General features: G+C 66.8%; 14 protein-coding genes and 1 pseudogene. 6 read left to right on the top strand and 9 right to left on the bottom strand.

Going from position 1 to position 15002, the window contains the following annotated elements:
• Window positions 1-16: 16 nt before the first annotated feature.
• The 6 genes from ACFO3A_RS14365 to ACFO3A_RS14340 form a co-directional block, all read right to left on the bottom strand.
• Window positions 17-646 carry a response regulator transcription factor gene (locus ACFO3A_RS14365; protein WP_377727731.1) on the bottom strand — a complete coding sequence of 210 codons (630 nt, stop codon included), beginning with the start codon at window positions 644-646 and terminating at the stop codon, window positions 17-19.
• Window positions 643-1701, bottom strand: coding sequence for a sensor histidine kinase (locus ACFO3A_RS14360; RefSeq protein WP_377727729.1), 1059 nt, complete (start codon window positions 1699-1701; stop codon window positions 643-645). The genes ACFO3A_RS14365 and ACFO3A_RS14360 overlap by 4 nt, the downstream gene beginning before the upstream one ends.
• Window positions 1702-1704: 3 nt before the next feature.
• Window positions 1705-2433 (bottom strand): MgtC/SapB family protein, encoded by a 729-nt coding sequence (locus ACFO3A_RS14355; RefSeq protein WP_377727726.1) that lies wholly within the window; start codon window positions 2431-2433, stop codon window positions 1705-1707.
• Between the two features lie 116 nt (window positions 2434-2549).
• Window positions 2550-3242 (bottom strand): hypothetical protein, encoded by a 693-nt coding sequence (locus ACFO3A_RS14350; protein ID WP_377727723.1) that lies wholly within the window; start codon window positions 3240-3242, stop codon window positions 2550-2552.
• Window positions 3239-3934, bottom strand: a complete 696-nt coding sequence (locus ACFO3A_RS14345; protein WP_377727720.1) for a magnesium transporter — start codon at window positions 3932-3934, stop codon at window positions 3239-3241. Before ACFO3A_RS14345 ends, ACFO3A_RS14350 begins: the two co-directional genes overlap by 4 nt.
• Window positions 3931-4293, bottom strand: coding sequence for a hypothetical protein (locus ACFO3A_RS14340; protein ID WP_377727717.1), 363 nt, complete (start codon window positions 4291-4293; stop codon window positions 3931-3933). Before ACFO3A_RS14340 ends, ACFO3A_RS14345 begins: the two co-directional genes overlap by 4 nt.
• 374 nt (window positions 4294-4667) lie before the next feature.
• Here ACFO3A_RS14340 and ACFO3A_RS14335 point away from each other — a divergent pair, with 374 nt between their 5' ends.
• From ACFO3A_RS14335 to ACFO3A_RS14320, 4 genes are read left to right on the top strand one after another with little or no spacing between them, the layout of a single operon-like run.
• Window positions 4668-6113: an efflux transporter outer membrane subunit gene (locus ACFO3A_RS14335; protein ID WP_377727715.1), complete on the top strand. Its 1446-nt coding sequence runs from the start codon at window positions 4668-4670 to the stop codon at window positions 6111-6113.
• Window positions 6114-6131: 18 nt separating this feature from the next.
• Window positions 6132-7475: an efflux RND transporter periplasmic adaptor subunit gene (locus ACFO3A_RS14330; protein WP_377727712.1), complete on the top strand. Its 1344-nt coding sequence runs from the start codon at window positions 6132-6134 to the stop codon at window positions 7473-7475.
• Window positions 7472-8248, top strand: coding sequence for an ABC transporter ATP-binding protein (locus ACFO3A_RS14325; RefSeq protein WP_377727709.1), 777 nt, complete (start codon window positions 7472-7474; stop codon window positions 8246-8248). Before ACFO3A_RS14330 ends, ACFO3A_RS14325 begins: the two co-directional genes overlap by 4 nt.
• The gene (locus tag ACFO3A_RS14320; RefSeq protein WP_377727707.1) at window positions 8249-9454 is read left to right on the top strand and encodes an ABC transporter permease; all 1206 of its coding nucleotides are present in this window, start codon (window positions 8249-8251) and stop codon (window positions 9452-9454) included.
• A 118-nt stretch (window positions 9455-9572) separates the two neighbouring features.
• On the opposite strand, the gene ACFO3A_RS14315 is transcribed toward ACFO3A_RS14320, so the two are convergent.
• Both ACFO3A_RS14315 and hemH read right to left on the bottom strand, forming a co-directional pair.
• Window positions 9573-10265: a DNA-3-methyladenine glycosylase I gene (locus tag ACFO3A_RS14315; RefSeq protein ID WP_377727704.1), complete on the bottom strand. Its 693-nt coding sequence runs from the start codon at window positions 10263-10265 to the stop codon at window positions 9573-9575.
• A gap of 107 nt (window positions 10266-10372) precedes the next feature.
• Entirely contained in the window at window positions 10373-11419 is a 1047-nt protein-coding gene (hemH, locus tag ACFO3A_RS14310; protein WP_377727701.1) for a ferrochelatase, read from the bottom strand.
• 301 nt (window positions 11420-11720) lie between these two features.
• Between hemH and ACFO3A_RS14305 the strand changes: the two genes are divergently transcribed.
• Window positions 11721-11939, top strand: a complete 219-nt coding sequence (locus ACFO3A_RS14305; protein ID WP_377727835.1) for a DUF2788 domain-containing protein — start codon at window positions 11721-11723, stop codon at window positions 11937-11939.
• Here ACFO3A_RS14305 and ACFO3A_RS14300 read toward each other — a convergent pair.
• Window positions 11893-14643, bottom strand: a complete 2751-nt coding sequence (locus tag ACFO3A_RS14300) for a cation-transporting P-type ATPase (RefSeq protein ID WP_377727698.1) — start codon at window positions 14641-14643, stop codon at window positions 11893-11895. The genes ACFO3A_RS14305 and ACFO3A_RS14300 overlap by 47 nt on opposite strands.
• A gap of 164 nt (window positions 14644-14807) precedes the next feature.
• Between ACFO3A_RS14300 and ACFO3A_RS14295 the strand changes: the two are divergent.
• Window positions 14808-15002, top strand: a pseudogene (locus ACFO3A_RS14295) (hypothetical protein); the annotation flags it as partial.

Genomic DNA, 15002 nt, shown 5'->3' with positions numbered 1-15002 from the left:
ACACCCCCGGGGCGGCCTACAGCCCCAGTTGCCCGGCGATTCTGACCAGCTCGGCCAGCGAACCCGCCTGCATCTTGCGCATGGCATGGGCGCGGCGCACCTTTACCGTGACCTCGCTGACGCTCAGTTGCGCGGCAATCTGCTTGTTCAGCCAGCCTTGCACAACGTAGCGCACCACTTCCTGTTCGCCAGGAGAGAGCGCAGCCCAGCGGGCTTGCAATGCGGCGGCGTGGGCGGCGCTGCTGCGCCGTGCGCGGTCTTTCTCGATACCGCTGTGGATGGCGTCGAGCAGGCTTTGCTCCCGAAACGGCTTGGCAAGAAATTCGATGGCGCCGTTCTTCATCGCTTCGACGCCCATGGCGATGTCGCCGTGGCCGGTAATGAAGATCACCGGCAGTTCGATGCCTTGTCCGGCCATCTGGCGATGGAAATCCATGCCGCTTTGCCCGGGCATGCGCACGTCCAGAATCAGGCAGCCCGGAGCATCTGCCAGCGGATGGGCCAGAAATTCTCTGGTCGAGCCGAAGGCCAGGGCTTTCAGCCCGATGGAGGCCAGCAGGTCTTCCAGTGCGGCGCGGATGGAGGCGTCGTCATCCACGATGTAGACGACCGGGTTGTCGGCGGTCGGTTGAGCATTCGCGGTCATTGGGGCGCCTCCTGCAGGAGGCCTGGCACGGTGAAGCGCAGGACAGCCCCGCCGCCTTCACGCGGGTATGCCTCTATCTGGCCGCCATTGGCTTCGACGATGGCCCGGCTGATGCTCAGGCCGACACCGATGCCGTGCGGTTTGGTGGTCCAGAACGCTTCGAACAGGCGCTCGTGCATTTCCGGGGGAAAGCCCTCGCCCGAGTCGGCCACGGCAATCGTCACGGTGCCGTCGCTGGCTGCGGAGCTGATTTGCAACACGCGTGAGTGCGCCGGCATGGCGGACATGGCCTCGATGGCATTCAGCACCAGGTTGCCGATCACCTGCTGTATCTGCACCCGGTCTGCGTGTGCGTGCGGAAGGTGGAGAGACAGGTCGGTTTGCAGAACAATGCCGTTGCGGTCGATCTCGGCCTGCGCCAAGGCGATCACTTCCAGAATGGCCTGGTTCAGGTCGAACGCACTTTTGTGCGCAGGCGCTCCCCTGGTGAGGCTGCGCACGCGGACGATGATGCTGCTGGCGCGGTCGGCAGCATCCAGTATCCGGGCCAGCGCCTGGCGTGCCTTGTCCAGGTTCGGCGGCTCCTGCGCCAGCCAGCGCTGGCTGGCATGGCCGCTGGTGACGATGGCGGCCAGCGGCTGGTTGACCTCGTGCGCAATGGAGGTGGTCAGGCCTTCCAGGCTTTTTACGCGTGCCATGCGCATCAGCTGCGCCTGGGCCAGGTGGGCGGCGGTTCGGGCCGCTTGCATCGTGATGACCAGGTAAGCCGTCATGACGATGGCCGCGATGCTGATGCCGGTATTGATCAGGCCCGCATGAAAATCGCCATGCGGCGTCAGCCAGAAGCTCAGTACCGTCAGACCGATGCAGGCCGCCGTGAGTGCGGCCAGCCCGCTGCGGCCCAGGGCACGCGCCGCGATCAGAATCACGATGGCATAGAACACGGCAGCAGCCACCTCGTAGCTTGTGCCGGTATCCGCCACGAAGATGGCCGCCATGGCGATGCCGATGGCGGCAAATTGCAGGATGGACAGGACGCGGGGCGGGAGGCGCATGGGTCAACCTTCGTCGCCGGAGTTCCAGAAGGCTTGCACCACACCGGGCAGGCTCTCGGCCTTTTTCACGGCTTCGTCAAGTTCTTCGGTCTGAACGGCGGTGGCGTACAGGGTGAACTCGATTTCGATGTCCTCCTTGCCAAAGGGGCGGTCTTCGACCTGGCGCGGAGGATAGCTGGCATTTTCCAGGATTTGCACCATCTGCTCGCGAACCTCGGATTGCTGGTCCCGCGAGCAGATGACGTAGACCATGTAGGTTGCCTCGCTGGCTTCCGCGTGGAAGGGGCGGCGGTTGATCTGGTTCACCACGGGCCGCAACAGCGTGTTGCTTGCCAGTACGAACAGCGCGGCAATGGCCGCTTCGCCCAGCAGACCGGCCCCGGCGCACGCCCCTACCGCGCCCGATCCCCACAGTGTGGCCGCGGTGTTCAGCCCCGAGACGCTGGCCCCTTCCTTCATGATGGTGCCGGCCCCCAGAAAACCGATGCCCGAGACGACGTAGGCCACCACGTGGATGGTGGTTTGCGTTCCGCCATTGATCTCGAACAGCCGGGCAGCCAGCGAGACGAAGATGGCCGCGCCCACCGCCACCAGCGTATTGGTACGCAGCCCTGCCGTGCGCTGGCGCCACTGCCGCTCGATACCGATCAATGCGCCCAGCAGGAAGGCGGCTGTCAGGTTGATGAACATGGCCGCCAGCGCGGCAGGGTTGCTGAAGTGAATGGCGTTCATTTCCCGGATTCTCTTTTTCCTCAATGCAAGGGAAGCGCCCGGCCCTTGGGCGGGGGCTGGGGAGCGATCTTGCCACCAGGATACCGCCCCATCGTGACAAACGATGCGGCAAGCGCTTACCGCCTGAGCGAGACGCCCAGCGTCACGGTTCGCCGTGCCTGCCCGTCGATGCGCCGTCCTATCAGCAAGTCCAGGTCCAGGTCTTTGCGTCCGGCGCTCCAGCGCAGGCCCAACTGTGCGCCTGTCCGTTCGGCCTGGCGCGTCAGCATCTCGCCCATCAGCGTCAGCGAGTTGCTGACGGCCACTTCCAGCTGCGTTCCCGCAAAGCGCCGGTGCTGGCGTGCGCCGGTGCGTTCGTACAGCCATCCTGCATTGAAATGGGACCAGACCCCGTCATGCAGCGCCAGCGATACCGGCACGACGATGCGGGCTGCATCGGTTCGGCCTGCGCGGGCGTTGTGGATGACCGAACCGGCGATGCCGATGCCCAAGCCGGTTTCGACCGGCATGAGGTTGATTTTGATGGCCGGGCCGAAACCGGTCATGGTCTCGTTGCCCCAGGCCTGTTCGGCGGAAACGCCAAATTCGACGCGGGGCAGGGCCGTAAAAGTGCAGGCAGGGGCCAGGGTCGCCATGCCGCCCGCGGTATGCCGGTGGTGCGATACCCAGGTTTCCAGATGGCAGACGCCCGGTGTCTCCACGTCCGCATCGTCCACCAGATGGGCACCGCCGGCAGCCTGTGCCGTGGAGACGCAGGCCACCCCGATGCAGCAGGCCAGGGTGCTGCGCAGAAAGTGCAATGCAGTCATGTCAGCAGGTGTCCCATGAACAGGTAGGCAAGGCCAAAATAGACGAAGACGCCGATCAGATCCATGATGGACGTGATCAACGGCGCACTCAGGGTCGCGGGGTCGGTGCCCAGGCGCCGGGCAGCGAAGGGCAGCAGTGCCCCGATCAGGCCGCCGAGCACCATACAGATTCCCATGGACAGCCCGACGACCAGCAACACGTCCATCCCGACGCTCTTGCTGAACCAGGCCAGCACGGCTTCCAGCAGGCCGATCACCATGCCCAGGGCGAAGACCACGGGCAGCTCGCGCCGGATGACGAACCAGAGATCGCGCCAGCCCAGCCGCACCTCGCCCAGCGCCATGGCGCGGATGACCAGGGTGGCGGACTGGCTGCCGGTGTTGCCGCCCGCGTCGATGATCGGGGCAATGAAGGCGGCCAGAATGATGATCTTCTCCAGCATTTCTTGCTGCGCCGCAACAAAGGTGCTGGTGAGAATGCCGAACACCGTCAGCAGGCTCAGCCAGAAGGCCCGGGTGCTGAAAATCTGCATGAAGCTCGACGTGCAGAAGCTCAAATCCGGGCTGCTGCTGATCGGGACGCTGCTATCGAATGGCACCATCTGGCGCCCTTGTTCCGACTGGGCAGCATCCAGGGCCATGAGCGAGGACAGGTCGCTGCGACGGGGGGTGTGCTTGGATGCGGGGATCATGGATTCACTCCTTGACGGGTGGCAGAAGCCGTTGGGCGAACCAGTATTCCGATGCACCGGTGCGTGACTGTCAGCCAGGATTGGCGCGGGGCAACGCCTGTGCCGGCGTTATCGAACTGCCGCAGGCGGCGGCGTGCAGTGCGTGTCAGATGTCGGCGCACGCCTTCGCGGCTGGACACGGGCAGCATGGACAGCGCATCGGCCATCACGCGGCCGGACAGGTCGGAAAGTGCCAGGGCGAACATCCTGTCGCCATGAGAGGCTCGCAAGGCGCATAGCGCAGCGGGGCGGTGGCCGGTGACTGCAGCACGCAGGGCGCGTTGGAAGGCGTCGGTGGGGCGGGGTGTGCGAAACAGCATGAGATTCTCCTTGGGCACGCGGCCACGGAGGCATCTCACGCATTCAAGCGAGCGAGAACCTCGGGGCCGGCACCCGGTACGTCATTGCATTCATGGGGCGATGGGGCAGGGGGGGGGGCGCAGACAGGCGCCAGCTCGGGTCGGGGTCCATATGCTCCTCCAGGTTGTGAAAACAGGCGGGCGTTGCCAGGTTGCTGCCGCCGTGCCCGGCTATCCGGCGACGGGGCGTATTGTTCCATCGGGGGAGGGCCAGTGCCAGCAGGCATTGGGGTCGCAGCGCTATACCAAGGTATACCGTGGCCCTGCCCGACGGCTTTACCTTGCCTTCACACGGCAGGGGCCAAGCGACTACACAGCAACGGCACAATCGGCGGATGGCTTTTTTGCTTTCTTCTTCTTTTTCTTCCCGTCCCCTGCTGCTTTCGGCCATTGCTGCGGCCACGCTGACCGCGTGCAGCCATACCACGCCGCTGGCACAGCAGGAGGTAGCCCTGCCTGTTCCGGCCCAGTGGCACAGCCCCGTGCCTGCGCAGGCCGATGGCAGCCAAGACCTGGCCCGATGGTGGCAAGGCTTTGGCGATGCGCGGATGGTGACGCTCATCGAACAGGCGCTGCAGGCCAACCCCAGCATCCTGAGTGCCAGGGCCGCCGTCGAGCAGGCCCGCGCCCAGGTGGATGTGCAAGGCGCAGCGCTGCTGCCCAGCCTGAGTGCCAGTGCCGGGGCGCGGCGCAGCAAGCAGGGTTTCAACGATGCGGGTAATAGCTACAACGCCGGCCTGGATGCCGGCTGGGAGCTGGATTTGTGGGGCCAGCGCCGCAACGCCGTGCGGGCCGGGGAACAGAACCTGGCAGCCAGCCAGGCCTCGCTTCATGCTGCGCACGTCAGCCTGTCTGCCGAGGTGGCGCTCAACTACATCCAGCTGCGCAGCCTGCAGGAACGCCTGCGCATTGCGCAGGGCAATCTGGCCCTGCAAGCCGAAACCGATGAAATGACCCGCTGGCGCGTGCAGGCCGGGCTGGCCGCCTCGCTCGATGCCGAGCAGGCCCGCCAGACCCTGGCGCAGACCGCGGCGCAAATCCCCAGCCTGCAGGCCAGCGTGGCCCAGGCCCAGCATGCCCTGGCCGTGCTGACGGGGCAGGAGCCGGCGGCGCTGATGGCCGATCTGGCCGCTGCTGCCCCGGTGCCACTGGCGCCGCAGGACTGGGCGTTGCGCCTGCCTGCCGACACCCTGCGCCAGCGCCCCGACGTGCAGGCGCAGGAACACAAGGTGCAGGCGGCGCTGGCCAGCCTCTCGGCGCAGGAGCGGGCCAACTTTCCGACGCTGCGCCTGTCGGGCAGCCTGGGCGTGAGTGCGCTGACCGTGGGGGCGCTGACCAGCGGTGCTTCGGTGGCCCGCAGCATTGCGGCTGCGCTGGCGGCCCCCTTGTTCGACGGCGGTGCCAATCGGGCGCAGATTTCTGCACAAAAAGCGTCGGTAGAGCAGGCACGGCAGGCGTACCGTGCCAGTGTTTTGTCTGCCTTGCAGGAAGTCGAAGATGCGCTGGTGCAACTGCACGGCGATCAGCAGCGCCTGCAGCACCTGGCCACAGCGGCAGAGGCGGCAAGCAACGCCCAGGTGCTGGCCCAGCACCGCTATGACAGCGGGCTGATCGATTTCCGCACCGTGCTGGAGAGCCAGCGCAGCCTGCTGTCCAGCCAGGACAGCCTGGCCAGCGCCCAGGCAGCCATCAGTACCGACTTCGTCCAATTGTTCAAGGCTCTGGGCGGCGGCTGGCAGCCGCAGTCCCAGGACCTGGCCGCAGCCCCCTTGACCGAATAAAAGCAAAGAACCCCTGTCATGTCCAAGAAAAACACTTCTTCCGCCCAGGATGTGCAAGCCCTGCTGGGCGACAACCTGCAACGCCGCTGGTGGCAAAGCCCCACGGTGTGGATCGGCGCCGCCGCCCTGGTCATTGCGGCGGGCGGCTATGCCTGGTGGAGCGCCAAGGCCGCTGCCAATGCCAAACCGCTGTACGTCACCGAAGCCGTCAAGCGCGGCGATCTGGCCCTCACCGTCTCGGCCAACGGCACGCTGCAGCCGACACGCACGGTCAATATCGGGTCGGAGCTGTCCGGCACGGTGCGCAGAGTGCTGGTCGATGTGAACGACCGGATCAAAAAAGGCCAGGTGCTGGTGGAGCTGGATACCGACAAGCTCAACGCCCAACTGGGCCGTTCACGCGCCAGCCTGGCTTCGGCGCAGGCCGGTTTCGGGCAGGCCCAGGCCAGCTTGCGCGAGGCGCAGGTGAACATGCAGCGATTGCAGGAGGTGCAGCGCATCTCCGGCGGCAAGCTGCCTTCGGCCGCCGAAATGGATACCGCCCAGGCGGCCCTGGACAAAGCCAGGGCGGGCGTGGAGTCGGCCAAGGCCTCGGTGGCCGATGCCCAGGCTTCGCTGGTGACGACGGAAACCGATTTGTCCAAGGCTGCCATCAAGTCCCCCATTGACGGCGTGGTGCTGGCGCGTTCGGTCGATCCGGGCAATGCGGTGGCCGCTTCGCTGCAGGCCGTGACCCTGTTCATGGTGGCCGAGGATTTGACCAAGCTGCGCCTGGAAGTCGCCGTCGATGAGGCCGACGTGGGCAGCGTCCAGCAGGGGCAGCAGGCCAGTTTTACCGTCAGCGCGTATCCGGCCCGCAACTACCCGGCCCAGGTCACCCGGGTGGATTACGGCGCGACCAAAACCGACAACGTGGTGACCTATGTGGCCCGCCTGGATGTGGCCAATGAGGATTTGAGCCTGCGCCCCGGCATGACGGCCAGCGCCACCATCAACGCCACGCAACGCACCGACGTGCTGCTGGTGCCCAATGCCGCGCTGCGCTTCACCCCGACCGAGGCGGGCGGGCGTGCAAAGGGCGCCGCAGCGGGCAAACCGCCCCAGGGCGGCGGGTTGGTCGATCAGATCATGCCGCGCGGCCCCATGCGCAGCCGCAACCCCGGCGGCGCCCGGGAAAACAACAGTGCCGGGCAGGAGCGCAAGCTGTGGGTGCTGCGCCAGGGCAATGCCCAGCCTGAAATGGTGCCGGTGCGCACCGGCCTGTCCGATGGCCGCATGACCGAAATCATGGTGCGCGGCGAGGCCTTGAAAGAGGGCGATCAGGTCATCACCGACCAGCGCAGCAGCGGGGCCGGGGCATGAGCGCAGACGCCATTCCCCTGATCCGCCTGCGCGGCGTCACGAAAACCTATGGCCAGGGCGCTCTGGCCTTCCAGGCCCTCAAGGGCGTCGATTTGGACATTGCCCAGGGCGATTTCGTCGCCATCATGGGCCCCAGCGGGTCGGGCAAGTCCACGGCGATGAACACCCTGGGCTGCCTGGATCGCCCCACCACCGGGGAGTATTTGTTCAAGGGCGTGCCGGTGCAGGGGCTGGACCGGGACGAACGCGCCCGGCTGCGCCGGCGCTACTTCGGTTTCGTCTTCCAGGGCTTTCATCTGCTGCCGCGCACCAGCGCCCAGGAGAACGTGGAACTGCCGCTGCTCTACCGGGGGGAAACCACCGCCCAGCGCCATGCGGCGGCACAAAAGGCGCTGGCAGCCGTGGGGCTGAACGGCTGGGAACACCACACCCCGGCGGAACTCTCCGGCGGCCAGCAGCAGCGCGTGGCCATTGCCCGGGCCATCGTCAGCAACCCCGTGGTGCTGCTGGCCGACGAACCCACCGGCAACCTGGACAGCCAGCGCAGCGCGGAAATCATGCAACTGCTCTGGCAGCTCAACCAGACCCAGGGCATTACCGTGCTGATGGTCACGCACGAGCCGGAAATGGCCGCCTACGCACGGCGCATCGTGCATTTCCGCGACGGCCTGCTCGACAGCGACCGGCCCAATACCCCGTTGCCGCTGCGCGGCAGCCAGGGCGACGGGCATGCTCCTGCGCTGCAGGAAAGCGTCGCGCAGGAGGTGCAGTAAATGCTGTGGAATACCATCTGGCTGGCGCTGCGCTCCATCCGGCGCAACCTGCTGCGCTCCTTCCTGACCATTCTGGGCATCGTGATCGGCGTCAGCGCCGTGATCACCATGGTGACTTTGGGCAATGGCGCCACGCAGGCGGTGCAGAACCAGATTGCCGGCCTGGGCAGCAATCTGCTGCAGGTGCGTGCCGGCCAGCGCATGGGGCCGGGCGCGGCGCCTGCACCGTCGTTCAAGGTGACGGACGCCACCACCATCGCCCAGCAGATCGGCGGCATTGCCGCCGTGGCCCCCGAGGCGCGATCGGCCGGCACGGTGGTGGCCAACGGGCGCAACTGGAACACCAGCTTCATCGGCAGCAGCAACGACTGGCTGGTGACCGGCAACTGGCAACTGGAGCAGGGCCGTGCCTTTTCCGAGCAGGAGCAACGCGCCGGCGCGGCGGTGTGCCTGATCGGCGCCACGCTGCACCGCGAGCTGTTCAACAACACCCCGGATATCCTGGGCGAGCAGCTGCGGCTCAAATCCTTTTCGTGCGAGATCGTCGGGCTGCTCGGCTCCAAGGGCCAGGGCGCCTTCGGCAACGACCAGGACGACGTGGTGTTCCTGCCCCTGACCACCTTGCAGCGGCGTGTGACGGGCAACCAGCGCCTGAACACCATCCTGGTGTCGATGGCCGACGGCAGCGACCCCGAGCGCGTCAAGAGCAGCCTGAACCAGCTGCTGCGCGAGCTGCGCAAGCTCTCGCCGGGCGACGACGACAACTTCAACGTGCTCGATACCAAGCAGCTGGCCGATACCATGGCCGGGGCCACCCAGGTCATGACCACGCTGCTGGGCGCGGTGGCGGCGGTCAGCCTGCTGGTGGGCGGCATCGGCATCATGAACATCATGCTGGTGAGCGTGACCGAGCGCACCCGCGAGATCGGCCTGCGCCTGGCCATCGGTGCGCTGGAGCGCGAGGTGCTGCTGCAATTCCTGATCGAGGCCGTGGTGCTGGCCGCCCTGGGCGGCCTGCTGGGCATTGCGCTGGCGACGGTGGCCTCGCTCATCCTGACGCAGGTGATGCAGGTGCCCTATGCCTTCAATGCCAGCATCAATGCGCTGTCGTTCGTATTCTCGGCAGCCATCGGCGTGGTGTTCGGCTACTTCCCGGCGCGGCGGGCTGCACAGCTCGACCCGATCGAGGCGCTGCGGCACGAATAATTCCATTTCTAGATCAAACGTGCATTTTGTCGGCTTCGCTTGCCGTACGCCTGTACTGTCTGCGCTTCGCCTTCGCGTTCACGCTTGATCTAGAAATGGAATAAGCGGCTGAAAACCGCTACAGCGCCTGCCCCTGCGGCGAAATGCTCAGGGCCAGCAGCGCCGAGAGCTGGCACAGGGGCCGCCCGCTGCGCTCCTGCAAGGCGTTGAAGGCGGCCTGCACGCGCTGCAAATCGCGCTGGCTGGTGGGGGTGCGCTCCACCACGCCGGCTTGAATCAGGCGCTCCACGACATGGCTGGTCAGCAGGAAGCTGTCCTTGCCCGCCAGCCGCAGAAAGCCTGCGGCGGAACGCCCGCCCAGCCGTGCGCCGCGCCGGGCCAGCACCTGCCACAGGCCGATGGTGTCGGTGTCCGGCCAGTCGGCCAGGAAGGCGCCGAAGCCCTGGCCGTTTTCCTGCGCCACCTCCAGGATGAATTGCGCGTTTTTCGGAATCGTCAGCAGCTTGGTGCGGTCGCGGATGATGGCCGGGTTGTCCAGGTAGGCGGCCATGTCCTGGGCGCTGTGCCGGGCCAGCGTCTGCGGGTCGAACCCGGCAAACGCCGCTTCGAAGGCGGGCCATTTGCCATCGACCACGCTGTGCTGCATCCCGGCCTGGAACACGCGCTGCGTCATGGCGGACAGGTAGCGGTCGTCGCCCTGCGCCCGCAGCGCCTGCGGCGACAGGGGGTGGGGCAGCGCAGCCTCCAGCGCGGCAGCGTTGGCAAAACGCGGGGCGACGGTGTCGTACAGCCAGGGGTAGTCGATGGGCATGGGGTTTGTCTAAAAAGAGAGCTGTTTCCGCTGATGAATAAACGATTTCAAATATAAAACAATCTGAAATCGTTTATTCATCAGCGGAAATAGCTTCTGTTTTTCAATCATTCCAGCGATGTCGGCCAGCCTTGCAGGTGCTGGGCACACAGGTCGCGCAGGGCGGCAATCCAGTCCGGCCGGTCGTTCAGGCAGGGGATGAAGCGGTAGTCCTGCCCGCCGGCGGCCAGGAAGGCCTCGCGCACTTCCATGTTGATTTCTTCCAGCGTTTCGATGCAGTCGCTGGCAAAGCCGGGGCACAGCACGTCCAGGCTGCGCGTGCCGCTGCGGGCCAGCGCCTCCACCGTGGGCTGGGTGTACGGCTCGACCCATTGCGCCTTGCCAAAGCGCGACTGGAAGGTGACCTGACAGGCTTCGGGGGCCAGTTGCAGCGCCTGCGCCAGCAGCGCCCCGGTGCGCAGGCATTCGTCGATGTACGGATCGCCCAGATCGCGGGTGCGCTGGGGCACGCCGTGAAAGCTCAGGATGAGCTTGTCCGCCCGCCCCCGTTCCTGCCAATGCGCCTGCACGCTGGCGGCCAGTGCGGCGATGTAGCCCGGGTGCTGGTGGTAGCGCTGCACGAAGCGCAGCTCCGGGATATGGCGCTGGGTTCCCGCCCAGGCGTACACCGCATCGCACACGCTGGCGGTGGTGGTGCCCGAGTATTGCGGGTACAGCGGCACGATCAGGATGCGCTGCGCCCCCTGGGTCTTCAGGGCATCGAGCTGGCTGGCGATGCCGGGCCGGCCGTAGCGCATCGCATAGCCGACGGGAATGGCCTGTCCGCCGTCCGGATTGAGCGCGGCCTGCAGCAGCCGGGCCTGCTGTTGCGTCCAGTGCAGCAGCGGCGAGCCGCTGGCGCCGCCCTGGTTCCAGACCTGCTGGTACTTGGCCGCCGAGGCCTTGGGCCGCAGGCGCAGGATGATGCCGTGCAGGATCGGCCACCACGCCAGGCGGGGAATCTCCACCACGCGCGGGTCGCTGAGGAACTCGGCCAGATAGGGGCGCACCGCCGCCGCCGTGGGGGCGCAGGGCGTGCCCAGGTTGCACAGCAGCACGGCCGTGCCCGAGGTGGTGGGGGGAGAAGGCAGGGAGGGTTCGGGAGCAAAACGCATGGGGGCCGATTGTGCCTGCTCTTGCCACTCTCGCTCAGAACCTGTTCACGATCTCGGCGCGAAGGGGTGCAGGATGCGGATCGGGATGGGCTGCTAGGCGCCAACCGCAGCCATAGCGGTGCTATGGCGAGGATTTGCAACGACGCAGAGCGCCCGAGACCGCGACTGCACACCCGCGCGGAGATCGTGAACAGGTTCTCAGGCCGCAGGCACAACCTGGAAGGCAGGGTTGCCAATGCTGGCTTGCCGCCTGTTGCACAATCGCGCCGCCCGGCTGGAGGGCGGTTTGAATAAAGGAAGCATCGTGTTTGGAATGACGGAAGAGCAGTTTTCGGAGTTTTTCTCTACCTACGGCGTCGCGGCCCTGATTCTTTTCATGATCTTCATCATCGGCAACCTGGCCTGGCAGTCCAAGGCGGGCAAGTTCGGCACCTTTGTGCTGTTTCTGGGGCTGGCCGTGGGCTTTATCGGCTTTATCGCCAAGTACGTGATCCAGTGGTATCTGGAAAATCACATGTAGGCAAGCTGGCAGCGCCGGCCCGCCGGCGCTGCACCGTTTTTTCGATCTCCGACACGGCGAACACTGCCGCCCCTGCCAGCACCACGCGAGCCCATTCGGCGGCGGACAAATCCGTGGAGCCGAACACCGCCTGCAGCCACGGCAGATGCACGAAGGCCAGTTGCAGCGCCACGCACACCGCGATGGAGGCGGGCACCTTGAGGTTGCCGAGCAGCCCTTCGCGCGTGAGTACGCTGTGGATGACGTGGCGGCTGCTGTACAGGTAGAACATCTCGGCCAGCACCACCGAGCTGACGGCCATGGTGCGTGCCGTCTCGATGCTGGCGCCCTGGCTTTGCTCCCACAGGAACAGCCCCAGCGACGCGCAGGCCATCAGCACCGACACCATCGCCACGCGCCACACGAACAGCCCCGTGAGCAGCGATTCGGACGGGTCGCGCGGGCGGCGGCGCATCACGTCGCCCTCGGCCGGCTCGAAGGCCAGCGCCACCCCCAGCGTGCTGGACGTGACGAGGTTGATCCACAGCACCTGCGCGGGCGTGAGCGGCAGCACCAGCCCGAAGACGATGGCAGCGAACACGATCAGCGCCTCGCCGCCGTTGGTGGGCAGCATGAACAGGATGAACTTGCGCACGTTGTCGTAGATGCCCCGGCCTTCGCGCACCGCATGGCCCAGGGTGGCGAAGTTGTCGTCGGCCAGCACCATGGCGGCGGCGTCCTTGGCGGCCTCGGTGCCGTTCTTGCCCATGGCCACGCCCACGTCGGCACGCTTCAGGGCCGGGGCGTCGTTCACGCCGTCGCCCGTCATCGCCACCACCTCGCCATTGGCTTGCAGGGCCTGCACCAGGCGCAGCTTGTGTTCGGGGCTGGCGCGGGCGAACACATCCACCTCGGCCACCACCTGCCGCAAGGCGGCGTCGTCCAGCAGCTCGATTTCCGCGCCGGTCAGCGCGGGCTTGCCCACGCCGATGCCCAGTTGCGCACCGATGGCGCGGGCCGTCTCGCCATGGTCGCCGGTAATCATCTTCACGCGGATGCCCGCCGCGTGGCACTCGGCCACGGCCGCCATGGCCTCGGGGCGGGGCGGGTCCATGCTGCCGAGCAGGCCCAGCAGGGTGAAGCCGCCTTCCATGTCGGCGAAATCCAGCGTCTGCTGCCCGGCGGGCATGGCCTTGGTGGCAATGGCCAGCACGCGCAGGGCGCGGGCGGCGCAGTCGTTGGCGGCGCGGCGCCAGTAGTCCGGATCCAGGGGCACGTCCTGGCCCTGCGCGTCGCGCTGCGTGGCGCACATCTCCAGCACGCGCTCGGGGGCGCCCTTGACGAACACCATGGCGTGGCCTGCGTGGTCGTGGTGCAGCGTGGCCATGAAGCGGTGTTCGGATTCGAACGGGATGGCGTCGGTGCGCGGGTGGTGGGCGTGTTCGGCCTGCGCGTCCAGCCCGGCCTTGAGGGCCAGCGTGAGCAGGGCGCCCTCGGTGGGGTCGCCGGTCAGCGTCCAGTGGCCTTCGTTGTCATGCAGCGCCGCGTCGTTGCACAGCAGCGCGGCGCGGGCGATGGGGGCGAGCGCCGGGTGATCCTGCAGCGCCACGCTCTGGCCGCCCCGGTGCAGGCCGCCTTCGGGCGCGTAGCCGGTGCCGGTCACGTCATAGACATGGGGGGCCGTGACCACGCGTTGCACCATCATCTCGTTGCAGGTGAGCGTGCCGGTCTTGTCCGAGCAGATCACGGTGACCGAGCCCAGCGTCTCCACGGCAGAGAGCTGGCGGATGATGGCGTTGTGCCGCGCCATGCGCCGCACGCCCAGGGCGAGGGTGATGGTCATGATGGCGGGCAGCCCCTCGGGGATGGCCGACGCGGCCAGGGCCACGGCCATCATGAACATCTCGGCGGGCGCCTGCCCGCGCCACAGCACGCCGATGGCGAAGGTGACGGCGACAAAGGCCACGATCACCAGCGCCAGCCGGTGCGAGAAGCGTGCGATCTGCCGCAGCAGCGGCGTGGTGTTGTTCTCCACCGTGGCCAGCAGGGCGCTGATGCGGCCCAGCTCGGTGCCCGTGCCGGTGGCCACTACCAGCCCCACGGCGGTGCCGGATGCGACGAGGGTGCCCGAATACAGCATGCCGCGCCGGTCGCCCAGGGCCGCATCGGCCGCCACCGCGCCCTCGTGCTTGTCGCCGGGCACGGATTCGCCGGTCAGCACCGCCTCGTTGGCACGCAGGCCTCTGGCTTGCAGGATGCGCAGGTCGGCGGGCACCTTGTCGCCCGACGCGAGCAGCACCACGTCGCCCGGCACCAGCGCCTCGGCATCCACCAGCCGCCGCTCGCCGCCGCGCAGCACGGTGGCGTGCAGCGACAACATGCGGCGGATGGCGTCCAGCGACGATTCCGCCTTGCCCTCCTGCACGAAGCCGATGAGGGCGTTGATGATGACGGCCCCCATCAGCACGCCCGTGTCCAGCCAGTGCCCCAGGGCCGCCGTGACGGCCGCCGCGACCAGCATCACGTAGATCAGCACATTGTGGAATTGCAGCAGCAGCCGCAGCCATGCCGGGCGCTTGCGCTGCTGGGGCAGGCGGTTGGGGCCGTACTCGGCCAGGCGGCGGGTGGCCTCTTCGGGGGCGAGGCCCCGGGTCTGGTGGCTTTGCAACTGCTCCAGGGTGGCGTCGGCACTCAGGCTGTGCCAGGCGGGGGGCGTCGGACTCATGTTTTTCAGTCTAGGGATGTGTGTTCCTGCGGCGTTGAGATGTATCAAAAACAAGCAGCTGGATTTTTAGAACGTGTTTACGATCTCCACGCGGGTGTGCAGTCGCGGCCTCGGGCGCTCTGCGGCGTTGCAAATCCTCGCCATAGCAACGCTATGGCTGCGGTTTGCGCCTAGCAGACCATCCCGATCCGCTTCCCGCACCCCTTCGCGCCGAGATCGTAAACACGTTCTTAGAACGTGTTTACGATCTTTTTGCCCCCGACAATCCTTGGATGAAAAGAAAGCCGTACCCAAGCGACATCAGTCGAGAGAAATTTGCCGAGATCGAGCCGCTGTTGCGCAGCGTTCGACGCAGCACC

It is taken from the genome of Comamonas nitrativorans (assembly GCF_042654765.1).
GTDB classification, from domain to species: domain Bacteria; phylum Pseudomonadota; class Gammaproteobacteria; order Burkholderiales; family Burkholderiaceae_C; genus Comamonas; species Comamonas nitrativorans.
The sequence above is the reverse complement of the archived record's forward strand: the minus strand, read 5'-3'. Positions and strand labels throughout refer to the sequence as shown.